Annotated in this window: 22 protein-coding genes; 17 read left to right on the top strand and 5 right to left on the bottom strand. The window is 65.0% G+C overall.

From position 1 onward, the window contains the following. The first annotated feature begins 42 nt into the window (after positions 1-42). The 15 genes from cheA (at position 43) to B0G83_RS25125 (ending at position 18,758) form a co-directional block, all read left to right on the top strand. A complete protein-coding gene (gene cheA, locus B0G83_RS25200) occupies positions 43-2,334 on the top strand; it encodes a chemotaxis protein CheA (RefSeq protein ID WP_105510116.1) in 2,292 nt (763 codons plus the stop codon). 63 nt (positions 2,335-2,397) lie between these two features. Next, a complete protein-coding gene (locus B0G83_RS25195; protein ID WP_035562576.1) occupies positions 2,398-2,934 on the top strand; it encodes a chemotaxis protein CheW in 537 nt (178 codons plus the stop codon). 54 nt (positions 2,935-2,988) lie between these two features. Beyond that, complete coding sequence (locus tag B0G83_RS25190) at positions 2,989-4,890, top strand: methyl-accepting chemotaxis protein (RefSeq protein ID WP_105510115.1); 1,902 nt, start codon at positions 2,989-2,991, stop codon at positions 4,888-4,890. A 204-nt stretch (positions 4,891-5,094) separates the two neighbouring features. Next, the gene (locus B0G83_RS25180; protein ID WP_105510113.1) at positions 5,095-6,051 is read left to right on the top strand and encodes a CheR family methyltransferase; all 957 of its coding nucleotides are present in this window, start codon (positions 5,095-5,097) and stop codon (positions 6,049-6,051) included. Beyond that, on the top strand, positions 6,048-6,884 hold the full coding sequence (cheD, locus tag B0G83_RS25175; RefSeq protein ID WP_105510112.1) for a chemoreceptor glutamine deamidase CheD: 837 nt from the start codon (positions 6,048-6,050) through the stop codon (positions 6,882-6,884). Before B0G83_RS25180 ends, cheD begins: the two co-directional genes overlap by 4 nt. A gap of 5 nt (positions 6,885-6,889) precedes the next feature. Beyond that, positions 6,890-7,978 carry a chemotaxis response regulator protein-glutamate methylesterase gene (locus B0G83_RS25170; RefSeq protein ID WP_035562579.1) on the top strand — a complete coding sequence of 363 codons (1,089 nt, stop codon included), beginning with the start codon at positions 6,890-6,892 and terminating at the stop codon, positions 7,976-7,978. An 85-nt stretch (positions 7,979-8,063) separates the two neighbouring features. Next, the gene (gene cheY, locus B0G83_RS25165; protein ID WP_007179968.1) at positions 8,064-8,459 is read left to right on the top strand and encodes a chemotaxis response regulator CheY; all 396 of its coding nucleotides are present in this window, start codon (positions 8,064-8,066) and stop codon (positions 8,457-8,459) included. 1 nt (position 8,460) lies between these two features. Next, entirely contained in the window at positions 8,461-9,174 is a 714-nt protein-coding gene (cheZ, locus tag B0G83_RS25160; RefSeq protein WP_105510110.1) for a protein phosphatase CheZ, read from the top strand. A gap of 287 nt (positions 9,175-9,461) precedes the next feature. Next, positions 9,462-9,998: a DUF2844 domain-containing protein gene (locus tag B0G83_RS25155; RefSeq protein WP_105510109.1), complete on the top strand. Its 537-nt coding sequence runs from the start codon at positions 9,462-9,464 to the stop codon at positions 9,996-9,998. Positions 9,999-10,021: 23 nt separating this feature from the next. Next, entirely contained in the window at positions 10,022-11,323 is a 1,302-nt protein-coding gene (locus B0G83_RS25150; protein ID WP_105510108.1) for a DUF3443 domain-containing protein, read from the top strand. A 186-nt stretch (positions 11,324-11,509) separates the two neighbouring features. Continuing rightward, positions 11,510-12,730 carry a flagellar biosynthesis protein FlhB gene (flhB, locus tag B0G83_RS25145; protein ID WP_105510107.1) on the top strand — a complete coding sequence of 407 codons (1,221 nt, stop codon included), beginning with the start codon at positions 11,510-11,512 and terminating at the stop codon, positions 12,728-12,730. Next, entirely contained in the window at positions 12,727-14,826 is a 2,100-nt protein-coding gene (flhA, locus tag B0G83_RS25140) for a flagellar biosynthesis protein FlhA (RefSeq protein ID WP_105510106.1), read from the top strand. Before flhB ends, flhA begins: the two co-directional genes overlap by 4 nt. A 363-nt stretch (positions 14,827-15,189) precedes the next feature. Next, positions 15,190-17,133, top strand: a complete 1,944-nt coding sequence (gene flhF / locus B0G83_RS25135) for a flagellar biosynthesis protein FlhF (protein ID WP_105510105.1) — start codon at positions 15,190-15,192, stop codon at positions 17,131-17,133. Further along, positions 17,126-17,995: an AAA family ATPase gene (locus tag B0G83_RS25130; protein ID WP_105510104.1), complete on the top strand. Its 870-nt coding sequence runs from the start codon at positions 17,126-17,128 to the stop codon at positions 17,993-17,995. The genes flhF and B0G83_RS25130 overlap by 8 nt, the downstream gene beginning before the upstream one ends. Before the next feature lie 28 nt (positions 17,996-18,023). Continuing rightward, positions 18,024-18,758, top strand: a complete 735-nt coding sequence (locus tag B0G83_RS25125; protein WP_007179960.1) for an RNA polymerase sigma factor FliA — start codon at positions 18,024-18,026, stop codon at positions 18,756-18,758. 118 nt (positions 18,759-18,876) lie between these two features. Here the strand turns inward: B0G83_RS25125 and B0G83_RS25120 are convergent, their stop codons facing one another. The 5 genes from B0G83_RS25120 to flgA all read right to left on the bottom strand — a co-directional run bounded on the left by B0G83_RS25120 (position 18,877) and on the right by flgA (position 22,482). Further along, on the bottom strand, positions 18,877-19,284 hold the full coding sequence (locus tag B0G83_RS25120; protein ID WP_105510103.1) for a type II toxin-antitoxin system HicB family antitoxin: 408 nt from the start codon (positions 19,282-19,284) through the stop codon (positions 18,877-18,879). Continuing rightward, positions 19,281-19,463, bottom strand: a complete 183-nt coding sequence (locus B0G83_RS25115; protein WP_105510102.1) for a type II toxin-antitoxin system HicA family toxin — start codon at positions 19,461-19,463, stop codon at positions 19,281-19,283. Before B0G83_RS25115 ends, B0G83_RS25120 begins: the two co-directional genes overlap by 4 nt. 318 nt (positions 19,464-19,781) lie before the next feature. Next, on the bottom strand, positions 19,782-20,228 hold the full coding sequence (locus B0G83_RS25110) for a flagella synthesis protein FlgN (RefSeq protein ID WP_105510101.1): 447 nt from the start codon (positions 20,226-20,228) through the stop codon (positions 19,782-19,784). A 94-nt stretch (positions 20,229-20,322) separates the two neighbouring features. Further along, complete coding sequence (gene flgM, locus B0G83_RS25105; protein ID WP_105510100.1) at positions 20,323-20,679, bottom strand: flagellar biosynthesis anti-sigma factor FlgM; 357 nt, start codon at positions 20,677-20,679, stop codon at positions 20,323-20,325. 201 nt (positions 20,680-20,880) lie between these two features. After that, entirely contained in the window at positions 20,881-22,482 is a 1,602-nt protein-coding gene (gene flgA / locus B0G83_RS25100) for a flagellar basal body P-ring formation chaperone FlgA (protein WP_105510099.1), read from the bottom strand. A 218-nt stretch (positions 22,483-22,700) separates the two neighbouring features. Here flgA and flgB point away from each other — a divergent pair, with 218 nt between their 5' ends. After that, complete coding sequence (flgB, locus tag B0G83_RS25095; RefSeq protein ID WP_105510098.1) at positions 22,701-23,195, top strand: flagellar basal body rod protein FlgB; 495 nt, start codon at positions 22,701-22,703, stop codon at positions 23,193-23,195. 94 nt (positions 23,196-23,289) lie between these two features. Beyond that, entirely contained in the window at positions 23,290-23,715 is a 426-nt protein-coding gene (gene flgC, locus B0G83_RS25090) for a flagellar basal body rod protein FlgC (protein ID WP_105510097.1), read from the top strand. The last annotated feature ends 7 nt before the right edge of the window (positions 23,716-23,722 follow it).

The following is a 23,722-nucleotide window of genomic DNA, read 5'->3' as shown; positions in this document are numbered from 1 at the left end:
GGTAGCCCAAGCCTAGACAGGAACTCTCGCGGTGACCCAGGCATGACACTCGACATCACTCAGTTCTATCAGACGTTCTTCGACGAAGCGGACGAACTGCTCGCGCAGATGGAGCAGTTGCTGCTCAATCTGGACATCGCGCATCCGGACCCGGAAGACCTCGCGGCGATTTTCCGCGCGGCGCATTCCATCAAGGGCGGCGCGGCGACGTTCGGCTTTACCGCGCTGACGGAAACGACCCACATTCTCGAATCGCTGCTCGACCGCGCACGCAATAACGAACTCGTGCTGCGCAAGGACATGATCGATACGTTCCTCGAAACCAAGGACGTATTGTCCGGCCAGCTTGCCGACTACCGGGCGAGCGCCGAGCCGGACGCCGCGATCGCCAAGGCGATCTGCGCGAAGCTCGAACAGTTGCACGCGGAAAGCCGCGCGGGTGGCGCGCCGGCAGCACCGGCGCAAGCCGCAACGGCAGCCGCGCCTGTTGCAGCGGCAGTGGTTGAAACACAGGCGGTACAAGGCGGTACCCCGCCGGAGCACGTCGTCGAACAGGCGGTGCAAGCGGCGGCGGGTGAATGGGCTGACGGCGAACCGGCTCAGACCGGGCAAGCCGCGGGAGCCGGCGCGGACAATAACGCCGGTCCCCATCTGAAAATTACGCTACGGGGCGTTGGGGAGAAGGACCAGGAACTGCTGGCCGAAGAGCTGGGCAACCTGGGCAACATCGTCGGGCAGGTCAAGAGCGGTGGCGACTTTACGCTGTGGCTCCAGACCGACGTGACCTCCGACGATATCATCGCCGTCTGCTGTTTCGTGATCGACGAAAGTCAGATCTCGATCGGCCGCGGCACCGCACCGGCGGACGAAACGCAGCAAGGCGAACCTGGAACGCCCGACGCTGCCGATTCGGCCCCGGCGCAAGCAACACAGGCAGTAGAAGCGGTGCAGGCAGCGTCGTCGGCCCCGGTGGCCAACACCGCTGCGCCCGCTGCAACACACGGTCTGTTCGAGGCAGCGGCGGCGCAACCCGCCGCGGCTAGCAGCGCACCGGCGGCCAGCACGGCGCCGGCGGCGAGCGCCGCCGCGCCTGCCGAACAGGACCGCAAGGCCGCGGCCCGTCCGGCTGCGGCAGCGGGCGGCGCGGAAGGCAGCTCGATTCGCGTCGGTGTCGAAAAGGTCGATCAACTGATCAACCTGGTCGGCGAACTGGTGATCACGCAAGCCATGCTCGCGGAAACCACCAGCACGTTCGATCCGGCGCTGCACGACCGGCTCTTCAACGGCATGGCGCAGCTCGAGCGCAATGCGCGCGATCTGCAGGAAGCGGTGATGTCGATCCGCATGATGCCGATGGATTACGTGTTCAGCCGCTTCCCGCGTCTGGTGCGCGATCTGGCGGCGAAACTCGGCAAGGAAGTGGAGCTCGTCACCTTCGGTCAGGCGACCGAACTCGACAAGAGCCTGATTGAACGGATTATCGATCCGTTGACTCACCTGGTGCGCAACAGTCTCGACCACGGCATCGAAACCGTGGAAGCGCGGCGCGCGGCGGGCAAGGATTCGACCGGCCAGCTGGTGCTGTCGGCGGCTCACCATGGCGGCAACATCGTCATTGAAGTGAGCGACGACGGCGCGGGTCTGCGCCGCGACAAGATTCTCGCGAAGGCGGCCAAGCAGGGCATGCAGGTCAGCGAGACGATGAGCGACGAAGAAGTCTGGAACCTGATCTTCCTGCCGGGCTTTTCGACGGCGGAACAGGTCACGGACGTCTCCGGCCGTGGCGTCGGCATGGACGTGGTGAAGCGGAACATCCAGTCGATGGGTGGTCACGTGGAAATCACCTCGCACGCCGGCAAGGGCAGCACCACGCGAATCGTCTTGCCGCTCACGCTGGCGATTCTCGACGGCATGTCCGTGAAGGTCGGCAACGAGATTTTCATTCTGCCGCTGAACTTCGTGATGGAGTCGCTGCAGCCGCAAGCCGAAGACATTTACACCGTGGCCAATGGCGAACGCGTGGTGCGCGTGCGCGGTGAATACCTGCCGCTGGTCGCGTTGCACGAAGTGTTCACCGTCGACGACGCGAAGCAGGAGCCGACCCAGGGCATCGTCACCATCATGCAGACCGAAGGGCGCCGCTTTGCGATGCTGATCGACGAACTGGTGGGCCAGCAGCAGGTGGTCGTGAAGAATCTGGAAACGAATTACCGCAAGGTGCACGGCATTTCCGCGGCGACCATTCTCGGCGACGGCAGCGTCGCGCTGATCGTGGACGTGGCGGCGCTGAATCGCGAAACGCGCCACGCGCACGGTGCGATGAGCCTCGCATGATGTCGCTTACACCCGGCGTAACACTCACTCAACTTATTTCATCCCAACCGTTTGGGGGCTAACGTGGCAGAAGTCCAATCCATCAATTCGAGCGTCGCGAACGCGAGCGGTACGAATGGCCGCCGCGACGCGCAGCAGGCAGACGCCGGCGGTCAGGAATTCCTCGTCTTCACGCTCGGCGCCGAAGAGTACGGCATCGACATTCTCAAGGTGCAGGAAATCCGCGGCTACGACAACGTGACGCGGATCGCCAATGCGCCGGAGTTCATCAAGGGCGTGATCAATCTGCGCGGCATCATCGTGCCGATCGTCGACATGCGCATCAAGTTCCATCTGGGCCGCGTCGAATACGACCATCAGACGGTCGTCATCATCCTGAACGTCGCGCATCGCGTGGTCGGGATGGTGGTGGACGGCGTCTCGGACGTGCTGACGCTTGCCACCGACCAGATCATGCCGGCGCCGGAATTCGGCGCGACGCTGACGACCGAGTACCTCACGGGACTGGGCACCGTCGACGGCCGCATGCTGATCCTGATGGACATCGAGAAGCTGATGACCAGCCGCGAAATGGCGCTGATCGAAGCACTCGGCGCCTAACGGCGGCGGTAGCAGCAGTCGCTTTAACGAAAGATTGGGACAGGGAGCATCGAGATGCTGAGCAGGTGGTCGATTCGCACGTCATTGACGATGGTGGGGATCCTTCTGGCGGCGCTGACCGTGGTGGTCGGCGCCCTTGGGTTAACCGCGCTGAATCGCGCGAGCCAGTCGCTCGACCGCATCGCGCGTGGCGATCTGGTGGCGATTCACGCCCTGGACGATGCTTCCGCATATCTGTTGCGCTCGCGTCTCGCGATCGATCGTTTCAACACGCTGTCGGCCGCGGGTAATGCGGACGAAGCGAAGAAGGCGATCGACCGCGCGCAGGAACTGCTGGTCAAGGGCAATCAAAGCTGGCAGATGTACCTCGATGCGCCGAAGGCCGGTATCGATTCGGCGCTGCTCGACGACGTGCTCGCCAAGCGCACGGCGGTGATGCGCGACGGCGTCGATCCGGAGTTCGCGGCGTTGAATGCGAACGACATGAACGCGTACCACGCGATCGCCGACACCAAAATCAGCCCGATGTTCATCGCCTACGACGGCGCGGCGTCGGCCGTCATCAAGGCGTTGCAGCAGAGCGCCGTGGATCTGCAGGCCGGCGCGCAGTCGAACATCTCGCTGATGACGACGCTGATTATCGCGTTCACGCTGTTCGCGCTGGTCGTGGTGGTGGGCATCCGTTTCGCGCTGCGCGGCCTGATCGTGCAACCGCTGAAAGATGCGACCGCATGTTTCGAGCGGATCGCGGCGGGCGATCTGTCCGAGTCGATCAATGTGTTCAGCCGCAACGAAATCGGCATTCTGTTCGCCGGCATCAAGCGGATGCAGGACAGCATGTCGACGATGGTGAGGGCCGTGCACAGCAGCACCGAATCGATCGACACGGGCGCGCGCGAAATCGCGATGGGCAACACCGATCTGTCGCAACGTACCGAACAGCAAGCGTCCTCGCTGCAGGAAACCGCGTCGAGCATGGAGCAGCTGACCGGCACCGTGCGCCAGAACGCCGAGAACGCGCGTCAGGCGAGCCAGCTGGCCGTTAACGCGTCGGACATCGCCACGCGCGGTGGCGACGTGGTGAGCCAGGTCGTCACGACGATGCAGGACATCGCGACCAGCTCGAACAAGGTCGTCGACATCATCGGCGTGATCGAAGGCATCGCGTTTCAAACCAATATTCTCGCGCTGAACGCGGCGGTCGAAGCCGCCCGCGCCGGCGAGCAGGGCCGCGGTTTCGCGGTGGTGGCCGGCGAAGTGCGCAGCCTCGCGCAGCGCAGCGCGAGCGCCGCGAAGGAAATCAAGGAACTGATCGGCGACTCGGTCGACAAGGTGCAAAGCGGCTCGGCGTTGGTCGGCCGTGCAGGCACCACGATGGACGAGATCGTGCAGGCGGTGCGGCGCGTGACCGACATCATGGGCGAAATCAGCGCGGCGTCGGAAGAGCAGTCCGGCGGCATCGAGCAGGTGAATCGCGCGGTCGTGCAGATGGACGAAGTTACGCAGCAAAACGCTGCGCTGGTCGAACAGGCGGCGGCCGCGGCCGCGTCGCTCGAAGATCAGACGCGTCAGTTGCAAGCGGTGTTGACCGGCTGGAAGGTGGCTGGCGGGCAGACGCGCAGCAGCGCCGCGCCGGCGGCGCGTTCGCCAGCGGTGGCGCGTAGCAGCGGGAATTTCAGTAGCAACGGCAGCAAGAGCAAAGCTGCGGTCAAGGCCGGGCCGAAAGCCGGCGCCGGCCATGCGGCGAATCACGCCGCACCGGCGGCAAGCGCGGCGACAGCAGGCAACACGGCATCACTCGCAGCACCGGCGACCACCGCGCACGAAGCAGGCGCGGCGCGCGTCGAACCGGCGCTGCGGCCGAAGACCGTTCGTCCGTCCGCCGATTCCGCAGCACGTTCGGGCGCGTCCAGCGCGACCGCGGCGGGCTCGGACGCGGACTGGGAAACGTTCTAGGAAGTGGCACAAAGACATGCAGTCATTCGACATCTCGCTCCATGAGGAGCGAATCATCGAAGCACGCTTACAAGGCGTGTCGCGGGCCGACTGCGTGTTGGAAGAACTCGCGGGCGGGCGCGACCCCGCGAACACAATCCCTTCCTCCCAGGGACACCCTCTGGGCGGCAAACGGGATGGCTCGTATCGCAGGCAGGAACTTTCATGATGGCAACGCGCGCACAGCAACGACCCGATCGGGCGGAGCCGGTTAGATCCGGTGAACAGGGACGGGATTTCGAATTCACGTCGGCGGATTTCGCTCGCATTCGCGACCTGATCCATCGCAGCGCGGGCATTTCGCTGTCGGATCACAAGCGCGACATGGCGTATAGCCGTCTGGCGCGCCGTCTGCGGGCCCGCGGTCTCGATACCTTCAAACAATATCTCGATCTGCTCGAAGCGGAGAACGATCCGGCCGAGTGGGAAGCCTTCACCAATGCGCTGACCACCAACCTGACCGCGTTCTTCCGCGAAGCACATCACTTTCCGATTCTGGCCGAGTTCGTGCCGCGCCGTCCGCAGCCTGTGTCGGTCTGGTGTTCGGCGGCCTCCACCGGCGAAGAACCGTACTCGATCGCGATGACGCTGATCGAAGCGCTCGGCGACAGCGGCGCGCGCCAGGCGTCGGTGCTTGCCACGGACATCGACACCCAGGTGCTCGCGAAAGCCGAAGCCGGCATGTACCAGTTCGACCAGGTCAAGCATCTCTCGCCCGAGCGGCTCAAGCGCTTCTTCCTGAAGGGCACCGGCGCGCATGCCGGGATGGTCAAGGTGCGCCCGGAAGTGCGCGCGTTGGTGCGTTTCCAGCAACTGAACCTGACCGATCGCGATTACCAGTTGCGCTCGCAGTTCGACGCGATCTTCTGCCGCAACGTGATGATCTATTTCGACAAGCCGACCCAGGCTCAGGTGCTCGGCCGCTTCGAACCGCTGATGAAATCGGGCGGCTTGCTGTTCGCCGGCCACTCGGAAAACTTCACGTACGTCACGCAGGCGTTCAAGCTGCGCGGCCAGACCGTCTACGAACTGACGCGTGACGCCACCGGCACGCGCACGCCGGCGCGCGCATCGACATCGACATCGACGTCGTCTCACACGACGAGCGGGGTGACCGTATGAGCAGCCGTCTGCCGATCGCAACCAATCTGTATTACGACAACCACTTCCAGCGCCCCGGCGTGAAGCTGTTGCCGAACGAGTTTTACACGACGCATGAAGACATGGTGCTGGTCACCGTGCTCGGCTCGTGCGTGGCGGCGTGCATTCAGGATCGCACCGCGGGCATTGGCGGCATGAATCACTTCATGCTGCCCGACGACGGCGCGGACGTTGCGCAAGCCGCGTCGGATTCGATGCGCTACGGCGCGTACGCCATGGAGGTGCTGATCAACGAACTGATCAAGGCCGGCGGCCGGCGCGAACGCTTCGAGGCCAAGGTGTTCGGCGGCGGCGCGGTGCTGGCGGGTATGACGACGATGAACATCGGCGACCGCAATTCGGAGTTCGTGCGCCGCTACCTCGCGCTCGAGAAGATCCGGATCGTCGCGGAAGACCTGCAGGGTTCGCACCCGCGCAAGGTCGCGTTCATGCCGCGCACCGGTCAGGTGATGGTGAAGAAATTGCGTCTGCAGCAGGAAGCGGGCGTGGCCGAGCGCGAACAGGCGCTCGTGCGGCAGGGCGCCGAGGCCCGTGCCGAGCGGCTCGCTGCCGCGCGCAAGCGTGTCGAGCTGTTCTCGACGCCGGCTGCGGCGCGGCCCAAGGTCGAACTGTTTTCGTCGACGGGCGCGGCACGCCCCAAGGTCGAGCTGTTCAGCTCGAGCGGCGGCGGAGCAGCGGGTACAGCCGGGTCGGCGGCAGGCAGTGCGGGCGCAGCGAAGCCGCGCATCGAACTGTTCGGCGCCAGCTCGCGCCCGATTAACTCAAACAACGCCAGAACTACAGAGGAGGCGTGAGCGCTGTGCAAAAGATCAAAGTACTGTGCGTCGACGATTCGGCGCTGATCCGCAGCCTGATGACGGAAATCATCAACGGCCAGCCGGACATGACGGTCGTGGCGACCGCACCCGACCCGTTGGTCGCGCGCGATCTCATCAAGCAACACAACCCGGACGTGCTGACGCTCGACGTCGAAATGCCCCGCATGGACGGCCTCGACTTCCTCGAGAAGCTGATGCGCCTGCGACCGATGCCGGTCGTGATGGTGTCGTCGCTGACCGAACGCGGTAACGAAATCACGCTGCGCGCGCTCGAACTGGGCGCGGTCGACTTCGTCACCAAGCCGAAGGTCGGGATTCGCGACGGCATGCTCGACTACTCGGAAAAGCTCGCCGACAAGATCCGCGCCGCCGCCCGCGCCCGTGTGCGCCAGGCCGCGCCGGTCCAGCACGCGGCGGCGCATGCCGCGCACGCGCCGGTGGGCGCCGCGCCGCTGTTCAACAATCCGCTGCTCAGTACCGAAAAGCTGATTATTGTCGGCGCCTCGACGGGCGGCACCGAAGCGATTCGCGAAGTGCTGGTGCCGCTGCCGCCAGATGCGCCCGCCGTGCTGATCGCGCAGCATATGCCGCCGGGTTTCACAAAATCTTTTGCGCAACGCCTCAATGGTTTGTGCCGGATTACCGTTAAAGAGGCAGAGCATGGAGAACGCGTGCTCCCGGGGCATGCGTATATCGCACCGGGTCACGCTCACCTGTTGCTGGCCCGCAGCGGCGCGAACTATATTGCGCACCTGTCGGACGATCCGCCGGTGAACCGGCATCGGCCGTCGGTCGATGTGCTGTTCCGTTCGGCCGCGCAGCATGCGGGCAAGAACGCGGTCGGGGTGATCCTGACCGGCATGGGGCGCGACGGCGCCGCGGGACTGCTGGACATGAAAAAAGCAGGGGCGTATACCCTTGCGCAGGACGAAGCGAGCTGTATCGTGTTCGGCATGCCGCGCGAAGCGATTGCGCTCGGTGCGGCGGACGAGATCGCATCGCTCCCGGAAATGAGCCGGCGCGTGATGGCGCGCCTGTCGTCGATGGGCGATCGCGTTCAACGGGTATGATGCTGGCCGGGAGATTGAGGCGTTAATTTGATGCGCTGGTTTGACACGGTCAAGCGCCGCACATGGATCAAGCTAAGGGAATGAAATGGATAAGGGAATGAAGATTCTGGTAGTTGACGACTTTCCGACGATGCGCCGGATCGTTCGCAACCTCCTCAAGGAGCTGGGCTATTCGAACGTCGACGAGGCGGAAGATGGTCAGGCCGGCCTCGCGCGTTTGCGCGGCGGTACCTACGACTTCGTGATTTCCGACTGGAACATGCCGAACCTCGACGGTCTGGCCATGCTCAAGGAAATCCGCGCCGACGCGAACCTCACGCACCTGCCGGTGCTGATGGTGACGGCCGAGTCGAAGAAGGAAAACATCATCGCGGCGGCCCAGGCTGGCGCGAGCGGTTATGTCGTCAAGCCGTTCACGGCCGCGACGCTCGACGAGAAGCTGAACAAGATTCTCGAGAAGATGGCGAAAGCCGGGAGCTGATGTGACTCTGCCGACCAATGCGCAAGGCGCCGAAGCGGTGAATGAGAGCGGCGACTTCGCGTCCGACCGCATCCTCGCCCGCATTGGAGCACTGACCCGCACGCTGCGCGATTCGATGCGCGAGCTCGGGCTCGACAAGCATGTCGAGCGTGCGGCCGAAGCGGTGCCGGATGCGCGCGACCGCCTCAAGTACATCGCGACCATGACCGAACAGGCCGCCGAACGCGTGCTGTCGTCGATCGAAGTCGCCAAGCCGATCCAGGAGCAACTGCAGAAAGACGCCGGCGTGCTCGACGCGCGTTGGGAGCAGTGGTACGCGGCGCCGATCGAGCGCGAGGAAGTGCGCGCGCTGATGAACGACACGCGCATGTTTCTGCGCGGCGTGCCCGAGGCGACCACGGCTACCAATTCGCAGCTCATGGAGATCATGCTCGCGCAGGACTTCCAGGATCTGACCGGTCAGGTCATCAAGAAGATCACGGACGTCGTGTATCTGATCGAGCAGCAGTTGCTCGGCGTGCTGGTCGAGAACATCGCGCTCGAACGGCGCGAACAGTTCGCGGCGAACGCGGCGGCATTGGCCGCGGCCGAAGTGTCGCCGACCGGCAGCCCGGAGCATCTGCTGAATGGTCCGCAGATCAATCCGGAAGGCAAGACGGACGTGATGCAGGACCAGTCGCAAGTCGACGACCTGCTGGCAAGCCTCGGCTTCTAAGCCCGCGGCGCAACCGGCGGCCCGCCTACCGGGCCGCCCGATCGTCTGGACAAACCAGTCCGCATAGCAAGCCACGCGCCCGCGTGCGCTTGCTGTCTACCGACACAAACCACAGGCATACTACGAGCTCAAGCAGCGGTACGGCCGACCGGTGACGACAGTCGCCGGGCGCTGGCAAGGTGAGGAAAACCCCTCCCGCTTGCCACGTCGGCGGTGCCGTATGATCTGCATACACGCAGCCGGTCGCACCCTGTGCGAACCGCGCGCAGCTCGGGAGGAGCCTCGTCATGTGGAGTTGTGTACGCCGCGCCAGGATCGTTACGGCGCTAGTCTTGCCCAGTTCGCTGTTCGTCGTGCCGTCTGCCTATGCGGGATTGGGCGGCGCCCCGATGACCCCGCCCGCGGACGCATCGGTTTCCTCCCGCACCGTGCAGCCCGCCGCGAGCGCCGCGTTGAGCGTAATGCGTTCGGCATCCGGTGCCGCGTCCTCCAGTTCCGCTTCCGCGTCGTACACCGTGCGTGAGACCACGCTCGGTAACGGCACGGTGGTGCGCGAATATCTGGCGGCCGACGGCTCCGTATTCGGCATTGCGTGGCGCGGCCCGCAGATGCCCGATCTGAACGAGATGCTCGGTAGTTATTTTCCGCAGTACGTCGCCGGCGTGAAGACCGTGAAGGCCGGGCGCGGCGGTGGCCGTGGGCCGGTCGCGGTCGATCAGAGCAGCCTCGTCGTGCATTCCGGCGGCCATATGGGCGCATTCAACGGGCAGGCGTGGCTACCGCCTGCGTTGCCCGCTGGCGTCAGCGGTTCCGACATCCAGTAAGAGCGAGGACGACGATGCGAACCATGCGTAGTGCTATCAAGGCGGTGAAGCTCAAGAGCTGGATCCAGGCCGTCGCGGCCGTGTTGCTGGTGTCCACGCTCGTTGCGTGCGGCGGCGGTGGAGGGGGCGACAGCAACAGCAGCAGCAATAATTCCTCGAACTCGCTGAACGGCGGAACGCTGCCGGCCAGCCCGACCCAGCAGCCGATCACCCCGAATGCCGCGAACACGGCAACGATCACGGTGGGCGCTGGCGTGAACGGCGTCGTGAATATCCCGACGGTCAGCGTGACGATTTGCGCGCCGGGATCCACGTCCAACTGTCAGACCATCAATAACGTCCAAGTGGATACCGCGTCGTTCGGTTTGCGGCTGGTCAATACGGCGATCAGCTCGTCGGTGCTCGGCGCATTGCCGGTCAGCACCGTGAGCGGTAACCCGCTCGCCGAGTGCGCCACCTTCGCCGACGGCTACACGTGGGGATCCGTGCGCACCGCGAGCGTGACGATTGGCGGCGAGACGACCACGGCGGCCATTCCGCTGCAGATTATCGGCGACCTGGCCGCCAGCACGGTGCCGGCGCGCGGTTGCAGCGGCTCGGCGGAAAACACCGTCAACGATCTCGGCGCCAACGGCATTCTCGGCATCGGCACCGCACCGAACGATTGCGGCGCGACCTGTGCAAACCCCGTGACGGCCGCGAACTACAGCAATTACTTCGCGTGCCCGGGCGGCACGTCCTGTGCCCGTGCCACGGTGCCGCTCGCGCAGCAGGTGGCCAATCCGGTGGCGAATTTCCCGGTCGACAAGAACGGCGTGATCGTGCAGTTGCCGGCCGTGTCGAACTTCGGCACGGCGTCGGCCACCGGCACGCTGGTGTTCGGCATCGGCACGCGGTCGAACAATACGCTGGCCGCCGCGCAGTCCTTCACCACCGACGCCTACGGCGATCTGAACAACAGCGTGTTCAACGGCACGACGGTGCAGGCCTTCCTGGATTCGGGCTCGAACGCTTACTTCTTCTCGGATAGTTCGCTTTCGCTGTGCGGCAGCAACTTCCAGGGCTTTTACTGTCCGTCGTCGGCGCAAACCCGCACGGTAACGCTGGGCGGCACGAACAGCGCGAGAGTGACCGCCAGCATCGGTATCCTGAGTGCGTCGATCCTGTTCGGCAACACCAACAGTTACGCGTTCAACGATCTCGCCGGGCAGATCAGCGGTAGCAGCGCATTCGACCTCGGTCTGCCGTTCTTCTTTGGCCGCTACGTGTATTACGGCCTCGATCAGACCGCGAGCGGCGGCCAGCAGCCGTTCGTGGCGTTCTAAAGCACGCGTCTGACGGCGTGACTGACCGGCTGTCCGGGTAACACTGGGCAGCCGGCCGCGCGCCGCTCCATCTCTCGAAATACCCCCCTTTCTCCGCCCTTATCCGCCGATCAGCGCTTGCGTCGAGCGGGAATAATCGCTCTCACTGGAAAGAGGCGCCGTGCCTCGGCCGACTGGAGAGCTTTTGTGGCAGAGGACAGCGACCTCGAAAAAACCGAATCAGCCACTCCCCGGCGCCTGCAGAAGGCGCGCGAGGAAGGGCAGATCGTGCGTTCGCGGGAGCTGTCGACGTTTGCGCTGCTGGCGGCGGGGTTCTTCGGCGTGTGGGGCATGTCCAGCAGCATCGGCGAGCACTTGCAAGGCATGCTGCGCACGGCTTTCACGTTCAATCACGCCACCGTGTTCGAAACCCGCCGCATGATGATCGGCGCCGGCGTGGCCAGTCGCGAAGGGCTTTACACGCTCCTGCCGGTGCTGGCTTTCACCGGCGCGGCCGCTTTGCTTTCGCCGCTGGCGCTGGGCGGCTGGCAGTTGTCTTCAAAGGGACTCGAGCCCAAGTTCAACCGGCTCAATCCGATCGAAGGGCTCGGCAAGATTTTTTCGATCAATGGCCCGGTCCAGCTCGGCATGTCGCTCGCCAAGACGCTGGTGGTGGGCATTATCGGCGGCACGGCGATCTGGAATCGCCGCGAAGAGATTCTCGCGCTGGCAACCCAGCCCTTGCAGCTCGCGCTGGTCAACTCCGCGCATCTGATCGCCGTGTGCTGCGGCATGACGGTGGCGGGCATGTTCGTGGTCGCCGCGATGGATGTGCCGTATCAACTGTGGCAGTTCCACAAGAAACTGCGCATGACGAAGGAAGAAGTGAAGCGCGAGCACCGCGAAAGCGAAGGCGATCCGCATGTGAAAGGCCGGATTCGTCAGCAGCAGCGCGCGATTGCCCGCCGCCGCATGATGACGAATGTGCCGAAGGCCGACGTGGTGGTAACCAACCCGACACACTTCGCGGTCGCGCTGCAATACACGGACGGCGAGATGCGCGCGCCGAAGGTGATCGCCAAGGGCGTCAACCTGGTGGCCGCGCGGATTCGCGAGATCGCTGCCGAAAACAACGTGCCGCTGCTGGAAGCGCCGCCGCTTGCGCGGGCGCTGTATCACAACGTCGAGCTGAATCGCGAAATTCCGGGCCCGCTGTACGGCGCGGTCGCCGAAGTGCTCGCGTGGGTGTATCAGCTGCGGCGATTCAATACCGAAGGCGGCACCGTGCCGGTCGCACCGACCGACTTCGACGTGCCGCCGGAACTCGACAAGGGCGGTGTGGCGGACGACGAAGCCGACCAGGAAGCCGCCGACGTGCTCAACCCCGTCAACCCCGCTAACGACGACGCTTCAGGACGCTCTGCATGAACACTCGCGCCGGTTTCCTCGCCCGACGGCCGGATGCCTTGAGCAGCACCAATTTGCGCGCCCTCGCCGGGCCGGTGCTGATCGTGATGATCCTCGGCATGATGATTCTGCCGTTGCCGCCGTTCCTGCTGGATCTGCTGTTTACTTTCAACATCGCGCTGTCCGTGATGGTGCTGCTCGTCAGCATGTACACGATGAAGCCGCTCGACTTCGCCGCGTTCCCGAGCGTGCTGCTGTTCTCGACCTTGCTGCGGCTGTCGCTGAACGTCGCGTCGACCCGGGTCGTGCTGCTGGAAGGCCACACCGGTCCCGATGCGGCCGGCCAGGTGATCGAGTCGTTCGGCCACTTCCTCGTGGGCGGCAACTTCGCGGTCGGTATCGTCGTGTTCGTGATCCTGATGGTGATCAACTTCATGGTGATCACCAAGGGCGCGGGGCGGATCGCCGAAGTGTCCGCGCGCTTCACGCTCGACGCGATGCCCGGCAAGCAGATGGCGATCGACGCCGACCTGAACGCCGGCCTGATCAACGAAGACCAGGCCCGCAAGCGCCGTCTCGAAGTCTCGCAGGAAGCCGAGTTCTACGGTTCGATGGACGGCGCGAGCAAGTTCGTGCGCGGCGATGCGATTGCCGGCTTGCTCATCATGGTGATCAACATCTTCGGCGGCCTGATCGTCGGGATGGTGCAGCATGGCATGGACTTCGCCTCGGCGGGCAAGACCTACACGCTGCTGACGATCGGTGACGGCCTCGTCGCGCAGATCCCGTCGCTGGTGATTTCGACGGCGGCCGGCGTGATCGTGTCGCGCGTGGCCACCAACGAAGACATCGGCACCCAGCTTACCGGGCAGTTGTTCACGAACCCGCGCGTGCTGGTGATCACCGGCTGCATTCTCGTGTTGATGGGCCTGATTCCGGGCATGCCGCACTTCGCGTTTCTGGTGCTCGGCGGTGGCTTGATCCAGCTCGGCCGCACGATGAAGAAGAAAGCGGACGAGCGCAAGAACACCAACGCGCTGGTCGACGTCGCGCCGGCCGCGATGACGCCGGTCGAGAACACCGAAGCCAGTTGGGACGACGTGACGATGATCGACACGCTCGGTCTCGAAGTCGGCTACCGGCTGATTCCGCTGGTCGACAAGAATTCCGACGGCGAACTGCTCAAGCGGATCAAGAGCATCCGCAAGAAGTTCGCGCAGGAAATCGGTTTTCTGCCGCCGGTCATTCATATTCGCGACAACCTCGAACTGCGCCCGAACGGTTACCGCATTGCCTTGAAAGGCGTCGAAGTGGGCGTCGGCGAGGCGTATCCGGGGCAATGGCTCGCCATCAATCCGGGTCAGGTGTCCGCCGCGCTGCCGGGCACGCCGACGCAGGACCCCGCGTTCGGCTTGCCGGCCATCTGGATCGATACGAATCTGCGCGAACAGGCGCAGGTGTACGGCTACACCGTGGTCGATTCGAGCACCGTGGTGGCGACGCACCTGAATCATCTGGTCGTCACGCATGCGTCGGAACTGCTCGGCCGCCGCGAAGTGCAGTCGCTGCTCGAGCGGATGCAGAAGGACACGCCGTCGCTGGTGGACGATCTGGTGCCGAAGTCGCTGCCGCTCACCACGCTGCAAAAGGTGTTGCAGAATCTGTTGGAGGAAGGGGTGCCGATCCGCGACATGCGCACGATTCTCGAAGCGCTGTCCGAACACGCGCCGAAGGTCACCGACGCGCACGATCTCACCGCGGCCGTGCGGCTCGCGCTGGGTCGCGCGATTACGCAGCAGTGGTTCCCTGGCACCGGCGACATGCAGGTGATGGGCCTCGATTCGAACCTGGAGCGCGTGCTCTCGCAGGCGCTCTCCACTGGCGCGAATCCGGGGCTCGAACCGGGTCTTGCACATACGCTCCTGAACGAAACCCAGAAGGCGATGACGCGTCAGCAGAACCTCGGACTCGCACCCGTCCTGCTCGTACAGCACGCGTTGCGGCCCATGCTCGCGCGCTTCCTGCGTCGCAGTCTGCCGCAACTGAAGGTGCTGTCTTATGCGGAAGTGCCCGATACGCGCAATATCAAGGTGGTGAATCTGATCGGGGCGCATTGAGCGCCGTCGTCGACCCAGTATCGAATCCCGCATTGAACCGGATAACGGCGCCGGTTCATCTCGCAGGCTGTTTTTCCACCGGCGCTCTTGGAGCGCCGGTTTCATTTCCGCGCCTGACTTTTCGTGTTGTAAGCCGCCCGCCTCGCTCATGATGCGCCTGCGGACCGCCCGTCGCGCGGCCCTGAAAGGCGTGTTTAAAACCGCTGTGCGCGGGACTTGCAGCACGTTTCCATCGTCCGAATTACCCCCCTTTAACAGTCTTTATCCATCGATCGTCGCTCGATGGGTTTCGCAATAATGATCTCAATGGGAAGCGGTATGTTGCCGGTCCGTTAGTTCCGTTTACCTCATCGGGGGTCCAGCTTGAACATTCGTAAATTTGTCGGTGCAACCAGTCGTGATGCGCTGCGTCTCGTACGCGAAGCGTTGGGCGCGGACGCGGTCGTACTGTCCAATCGCACGATGGACGACGGCAGCGTCGAAATCGTCGCCTTGGCCGACAGCGATCTGGCCGCCATCACGCCCAAGGTGCCGCGCGGCAACGCCGCCGCGGCGCAGGCCGGGTCGATGAGTGGCACGGCTGGACATCCCGCGCTAGCCGCACCGCGCGCGCTGCCGATGGGCAATCCGTATGCGAGCGGCATGCCCGACGTGTTCTCGTCGGTGTTCGGCGCGAGCCCGGAAGCCGGTGCCGAGAACGACAGCGGCAATGCCGCCGGCCCGTACGCCTTCGACGACGCCTTGAGCGACGAACCGGCTGCCGCGCCGAAGCCGGCCGCGAAACCGGCGCCGTCCGCCACGCCGAAAGCGGCGTTGCCGGGCACGACGAACGCGCTGTCGGCTGGCGCGCCGGGCAAGCCCGCCGCCGCGCCGCAAGCAGCTGGCGCCGAGCAGCCGAGCGCACGCGCCGCGGCCGCGCGTCTGAATGAAGACATCCGCGCCGATCTGCTCAAAGCCGCCGGCGTGCTGCCGTCGTCCGCCGCGCCGGTCGCTGATTTGCCTTCACCGCGCACGATGGCCGAATCGAATCCCTGGCTGATCGATCACGCCCGCCGCATTGCCGCTGAGCAGCAGCAGGAAGGGGCCTACAGCGCGCGTCCCGCCGCGATGACGCCGGCCGCCGCCATGGCCAAGGGCCTCGGCGCCGCCGTCCAACCGGGCAGCGCCAGCGCCGCGTCGGCTGTCGACACCCCCGACTGGGCGCGTGAAGCCGCGCAACTCGCCGCACGCCGCGCCGCGCAGAAAATCGCACCGTCGCTGACGCCGAACGACGACCGCACCCCGGCTTCCGTCGCGGAAGCAATCAAGGCGCGCATGGAGCAGGTCGTCAACGACACGGTGATGAACGAGCTGTCGTCGATGCGCGGCATGATGGAAGAACACTTCGCCGGCCTGCTGTGGGGCGATCGCCAACGCCGCAACCCGGCGCGCGCCGCGCTCACCAAGCACCTGTTCGCCGCCGGTTTCTCCGCGCAACTCGTGCAGATGATGGTCGACAACCTGCCCGAAGAAGTCGACAGCATGGAAGGCGGCATGGACTGGGTGCGCTCGGTGCTCGAATCGAACCTGCCGGTGATGGAAGACGAAGACGCGCTGATGGAGCGCGGCGGTGTGTTCGCCCTGATGGGCCCGACCGGCGTCGGCAAGACCACGACCACCGCCAAACTGGCCGCGCGCTGCGTGATGCGCTTCGGCGCCAGCAAGGTCGCGCTGTTGACCACCGACAGCTACCGGATCGGCGGCCACGAACAACTGCGCATCTTCGGCAAGATTCTCGGCGTGTCGGTCCATGCGGTGAAAGACGGCGCCGATCTGCAACTCGCGCTCTCCGAACTACGCAACAAGCACATCGTGCTGATCGACACGATCGGCATGAGCCAGCGCGACCGGCTCGTCTCCGACCAGATCGCCATGCTGTGCCGCGCCGGTCAGCCGGTGCAGCGCCTGCTGCTGCTCAACGCGACGAGCCACGGCGACACGCTCAACGAAGTCGTGCAGGCCTATCAGCGCTCGCCGGACCAGCAGCCGCTCGCCGGCTGCATCCTGACCAAGCTCGACGAAGCCACCAATCTGGGCGGCGTGCTCGATACGGTGATCCGCTACAAGTTGCCGGTCCACTACGTGTCGACCGGTCAGAAGGTGCCGGAGAACCTGTACGTCGCGACGAAGAAATTCCTGATCAAGAGCGCGTTCTGCATTCCGCGCGACAACTCGCCGTTCGTGCCGCACGAAGACGATATCCCGGCTTTGCTGTCGTCGTTGTCCGCCCGCTCGACCGCCGACCTTCACGAGGTCCGCTTTGGATAAGCTCATCTCCGATCAGGCAGAAGGACTGCGGCGCCTGCTGGCGCGTAGCGGCTCGCGCGTGATTGCGGTGACGGGCGGCTCGACGGGTGCAGGCTGTACGACGACGGTGGTGAACCTCGCGGCGGCGCTCGCGCAGCAAGGTAAGGATGTCCTGGTGATCGACGAATGCCTCGGCGAGCTGTCGGTGAGCGCGATGCTCGGCGGCCTGCGCGGCGCGGGTAATTTCGCCGCCGTGATGCGCGGCGAGATGGCGCTCGACGACGCTGCCGCGCGCCATGCGCTGGGATTCTCGGTGCTGGCCGCGTCGCGGCCGAACCGCGAAGGCCATTCGGCCGCGCAGCTCGGCGTGGTGTTGCACGGTTCCGCGGATGTGGTGCTGATCGATGCGCAGTTGGACCCGCAAGGCCACCTGTCGCCGCTCGCCAAACAGGCGCACGACGTGATGATCGTTACGCGGATGGCCGCGCAAGCGATCACCGAGGCGTACGCCTGCATGAAGCGCCTGCACTACGCGCATGCGCTCGCGCAGTTCCGTGTGCTGGTGAATCACGTGCAGAGTCCCGGTGACGCGCATACCGCGTTCGCCAACCTGGCCGGCGTGGCCGGGCGCTACCTGACGGTGGCGCTGGAAGACGCCGGTTGCATTACCGCCGATGCGCGGATGGCGCGAGCCCAGGAGTTGTCGCGTTGTGTCGTCGATGCGTTCCCATCGACACCGGCTGCGCGCGACTTCCGGCACCTCGCCGCCGAATTGCAGTACTGGCCGATGCGGCCAGCGATGTCGTCGCAAACGCCATGGATGGCGCCTGCGACAGTTACAGCGGCGCAACACGCCGACCAACCGTCCGCGCAGCACGCCTGAGAGGCGGCACAAGGACAAGGGGAGCACGATGTATAACGCTCAGGGAAAGATTTCCCAAGCCGACGTTCTGACGAAGTACGCACCGCTGGTGCGTCGCCTCGGCTTGCAGCTCGTTGCCAAGATGCCGGCCAGCGTCGATCTCGACGATCTGATCCAGGCCGGCATGATCGGCCTGCTGGACGCCGCGAGCCGCTACAAGGAAGACCAGGGCGCGCAGTTCGAGACCTACGCCAGCCAGCGGATTCGCGGCGCGATGCTCGACGAACTGCGCAGCAACGACTGGTTGCCGCGCAGCCTGCGGCGCACCTCGCGCGAAGTCGAAACGGCGGTGCACAAGGTGGAGCAGAACCTGGGCCGCTCGGCGAGCGAAACCGAGATCGCCGAGCACCTGCAAATGCCGCTCGACGAGTATCAGTCGATGCTCCAGGACTTGCACGGCAGCCAGCTGATCTATTACGAAGACTTCGATCGTTCGGCGGACGACGAGCCGTTTCTCGACCGCTACTGCGTGGACCATTCGGACCCGCTGTCGGCGCTGCTCGACGACAGCCTGCGCTCGGCGCTGGTGGAAGCGATCGACCGCCTGCCGGAACGCGAGAAGCTGCTGATGTCGCTCTATTACGAGCGCGGCATGAACCTGCGCGAAATCGGCGCGGTGATGGAAGTCAGCGAGTCGCGGGTATGCCAGCTGCACAGCCAGGCGGTGGCGCGTTTGCGCACGCGCCTGCGCGAAATGGCCTGGGCGAATGCCGAAGCGACCTGAAGCGATTAGAAGTCACGCGAAGTCACCTGAAGTCACCACGTAACCTGAAGCGCCGATCGCACTACCCCGGCGCTTCAGCTCACGACGGTTCCGGCAGCAAGCCTGAACCCCGCCGGCTTCACGCCGCCATCTCATGCTCCGCAGCCAGCGCGAGAAATGACGAGCGCGACAAGCCGCGCGTTTGCGCGTAGACGTCGATATCCTGGACCAGCACCTCGGGCAGTGAGATGTTGATACGCACGGCCTTCTTCAGGGCGGGAATATTCCGGGTGGCGACGAAGCCCCAGATAAAGCCCGCGTAATCCGGATTGCGCTGATGTTCGCTCAGCCTGAGCGGCTGCGGCACCGGCAGCCCTTCGTCGAGCAGCGTGTCGAGATGCGACTCCACCGCCAGCTTCGCGTTAACAAAAGCCTCTTCGAGCGTATCGCCGGCCGCAAAGCAGCCGGGAAGGTCCGGCACCACCACGCCATACGCATGCTGGTCGTCGCCGAATTCGACTGCGATCGGGAAAATCAGGTTTTTCATTTCAGGCCCGCCTGTTTCAGGATGCTGTTCAAGGTGCCGGGTGGCAGATCTTTCCTGGGATGAGGGAGGGTCACGAGACCGGCCCTGAATGGATGCCGGAAATGATGGTGGCTGCCCGAGATGCGGACCAACTGCCAGTCATTTGCCTGAATCCATTTCATTACCGCGGCGCTGTTCATAATTCACTCCTGAAATCATACACACGATTACACAACTCCGCTAGAGGTTGACGTTCCGCCTGGCGCTGCGCATCGGCGTCGACACGCGAGACGGAACGCGAAGAACCGCAGTGGGGGAAGGCACGATTTCAACGCGGCGCGCGCGTTCGCGCCACCTGGCCGGATGGCTAACGCGTGGGTGGGGAAGGGAGTGAAGCGGAAAAACAGAAAGGGCTCGTCAATCAGATGACGAGCCCTTCGTTCAATGCAATGAAGCCGGCGGCAGCCGTGCGCCGCGATCGCGCGCAGCGATGCCGCGCAGGCAGGTTCAGGCAGTCATTACGCTGCGGGTTGGGTGGGAATTCGCCCGTCCGGTCCGTAGAAACCGACCTTCTGCGGCACTTCGACCTGAAGCGCGGCCAGCGCGCGCTGGTTGTAGTCCATCCGCACGCGGATCAGCTCACCGTTGCTCGTGTTGAAGCGTCGCGCGCGTTCGGCGGCTTTCTGCAGCAGCGACCATTGGTCGGCAACGCGCGTGTCGGTGCTGGCCGCGAGCTCCATGCCGGGCCAGCCTGACGGCAAACCCATGTCGGCGAGCAGCGCGTCGCGGGTGGTTTCGAGATTGGCCAGCACCCCGATCAGTTCGGTTTTCTTCTCGACGATCGGCGGCAGTAATTCCAGCGGCGACAAGGCGGTCAATGCCTTGGTTTCGAGCGTCAGAATCGAGGCGAACGCCTCGACCGCCGAATATTCTTCGACGAGGGTGGCAAGCAGGGCGTCTTTCATTTCAACAACTCGCTGAACACGACGGCTCGCGTTAGATTCGCGAGCCGGGTTTGTCGAACGTCGCCCGGCAAGTCACCGTACTTCGATGCGTCGATCAGTTGCCGGTCGACGAGGTTTTGCTTTGCAACAGGTCGCGTGCGGTGTTCAGCACGCCGTCGGCGATCTTGCCGGAGTCGATCGTCAGCGAGCCGTTCTTGATGGCCTGCTTGATCGACTCGACATGCGCCGTGTCGATGTCTGCCGAACCGGACGCCGCGAGGCTGCGCAGATGCTGCGACAGGCCCGACAGGCTGACGCTGGCGTCGCCCGACGTGGCGCTGGACGTGGATTGCGAGGCGCTGCTCGCGGTCTGCGCGTTGCTGTTCGCGGTCGTCGCGTCGCTTTGCTGCGAACGGGACAGGGCGTCTTTCAACGACGGCAGATTCGAATTGGTTGTGGAATCGACTTTCACGATTGGCTTCCTGAACGATTTGATCCTGATAACGGCACCCGCTGATCAAAACTTTAGCGCAATCGCTCCAGGTTTTGCCTTGCCATTCAAGACGATCCGGCCCCTTGGCGGGCCCGACCCATGTCACTTGCACTGCCTGCGTCCGGCTTCGCGAGGCCTGGCGCCCGTGCGAATCCCGAGCGGCGCGCACTCCATGCCCGTTCACAGCTGAATCTCCACCGTCGAGCCGTCTTTCACAATGCCGGAAATGATCTGGCCGTTGGGCGTGCGCACCCGCACCTGCTGGCCCGGCGACGCGTTGTTCATTGCGCTGCCTTCGGACGAAATCGAGAAACCGGCGCCCGCCGCGACGACCCGCACCGTCTGGCCGATCGAGACCGCCGAGGTGCTTTTCAGCATGTCGCGACGCAGCGGCATGCCGCCGGCGACGCGCGTGAGCGTCACCGAGCCGATTGCCTGCGAAGGGTCCGTGACGATCGCCTGCGGCAAACCGGTCAGATCGCCGTCACGCGCGACGAGGTCGGCGGCGGTCAGCACTTCGCCCGGCGACATGGCGCGGGCTGCCAGATAGTAGGTGGCGTTCAGCGAAATCCGCGCTTGCAGATAGATGGTCCACGGCCGTTCGCCGGCGCAGCGTACGCCGACGGTCATGCGGCCCCACAGGCGCGCACCGCTCGGCATGAAGGGCTCGAGCGCCGTGCAGGCCGCGAGGCCGCGCGGAAACGCCTGGGCGACGGTGATCTCGACCTTGCCCGGCAAGCCGGCGGATTGCTGCTGCAGGAACGCGAGCGCGGCGCCGCGGATCGCCTCCGCATCTTGCTGGCCGGGCAGCGGTGCCGGTTGCGCGACGGCGGCGGCGCGCAGGTTCTGCTGCGCGATCGCCGGCGCGATGGAGCGCGTGGCCGATACGCGGGTGATCGTCGCGGGCGCCGGGACCGATGCCCGCGTAACGTTCGCGGCCGTGGCGGCTGCCGTGGTCGACGTGGCAAGTGGCGCGATCGCCGGTCGCGTGGCGATGGCCCGGACTGCGAGCGGCTTGCCGTTCGCGTCCAGTTGCGGCGGTTCGCCGCGTGAAGCGAGGCTGTCGAAACCGTCGGTGACGGCAGTATTGCTGGCAATGCCGTTAACGCCGCTGGCGCTGCTGACGACACCGTTATTCACGCCGCGATACCCGCCGTTGGCCGGCGCATTGGCCGCCACCGGCTGCACGCTCACGGCTTGCCGCGCGGCCGGTGTGACCACGACCGGCACGACCTGGCGCTGGCCGGGCACGACGTTGACCACGCCGGTCGGCACATTTGCCGCGCCCGGTGCGGGAATCGTCACGACGCCGTTCGCGTCGGGTTTGAAGTTGGTGTGGATCATGTGCGGCGCGGCAGACGCTTCGCCTTCGCCGGCAATCACGATCGAGCCGCTCGCATTGGCGGCGCGGGTGAATTCATCCGTGGTGCGGGAAACCGGTCCGCGTCCCAGCGATTGCGCGGTGGCCGCGGCCAGCGTCGCGGCGGTGCCGGCGCGTTTGGCCGGCGCGGCTTGCATCTGCTGCGCGAGATCGGCGAGCGCGGCCGGATTCTTTTCGCCCGGGCCGGGAATCACGATCGGCCCGTCGGCTTCCTGCGCATAGGCGCTCGGCGCAATCAGCAGCGCGCCGGCCGGCAGACACAGCGCCGAACCCAGCGCGAGGCGCACGAGCCGCGTCGACCAGGCCGGCAGTTTCCTGGCCCGGCGCGGCACGCCCGCACCCACGCCATGCGCTGCCGCGCGGTGGGCGCGGCGCGTCGGATCGAAGGTGGGCTGGTCCATCGTGTTTCTCCATCGAATGCATCGGTACGCCTTGCATTCTAGTGAGCACCCCCATTGCGCAAACGTTGAATAGAAGCCCCCTTTCCCGGTTATTCGTCCGATTGCTCCTTGCGTGCCGCCCATAAGATGCACTTCATGCAAAAAGGCCTTCTCGCTCGACGCAGTCCTCACGCGAGGTTGCAGCGGGAAGCCTCGGGAACGTTCTCCGGAGATTTCTTATGCTGGACAAACTCGATGCCGAATTCGCCTTTGGCCGCCAGGCGCTCGATGTACGCGCTTACCGCCAGGAGCTGCTGTCGTCGAATATCGCCAACGCCGATACCCCCGGGTATAAGGCGCGCGACGTCGACTTCGCCTCGTCGCTCGCCGGCGCGTTGAAGAAGAGCGACGGCGCCATCGGCACCGCCGCCTCGAACAATTCGACGCTCGCGATGACGCAGCCCGTGGGCGTGACGAGCGGCATGTCGATGGTGTCGACGTCCCCCGGCCACATGTCGGGCAAAGCGACGTTGACACCGACCGGCGGTGCGTCCGACGACTACGGCAATCTGCAATACCGCATTCCGACGCAACCCGCGCTCGACGGCAACACGGTCGACATCGACACCGAACGGGTGCAGTTCGCGGACAACACATTGCATTTCGAATCGGGCATGACGGTGCTGTCAGGCCAGATCAAAACGATGCTGGCGGCGATCCAGTCGGGCTCGTAATAACCGACGCCGCGCCAGCGCGCAGTACGCAAGAACAATCGCTACGGGAATTCACTTGAGGCCGGCTAAAACCGGCGGGAGAGGTCAGGAAACCATGTCATCCCTGATGAACATTTTTGGTGTTGCAGGCTCCGCGATGTCGGCGCAGTCGCAGCGGCTCAACGTGACGGCGTCGAACCTCGCCAACGCGGACAGCACGACCGGCCCGGACGGCCAGCCCTATAAGGCCAAGCAGGTCGTGTTCGCGGTCAGCCCGCTGGGCGGCGCGCGCACCGCGTCCGGCCAGCAGGTCGGCGGCGTGCAGGTCACCGGCGTGGTCGACGACCCGACGCCGATGAAGACCGCGTACGACCCCGGCAACCCGGCCGCCAATTCGGACGGCTACGTCACGCTGCCCAACGTCGACCCGGTGCAGGAAATGGTCAACATGATCTCGGCCTCGCGCTCGTACCAGGCCAACGTCGAGACCCTGAACACCGCCAAGACACTGATGCTGAAAACGCTCACGATCGGAACCTGAGGAGAGC

It is taken from the genome of Paraburkholderia sp. BL21I4N1, assembly GCF_002973525.1.
Classification (GTDB): Bacteria; Pseudomonadota; Gammaproteobacteria; order Burkholderiales; family Burkholderiaceae; genus Paraburkholderia.
This window is presented reverse-complemented; position numbering and strand designations above follow the sequence as displayed.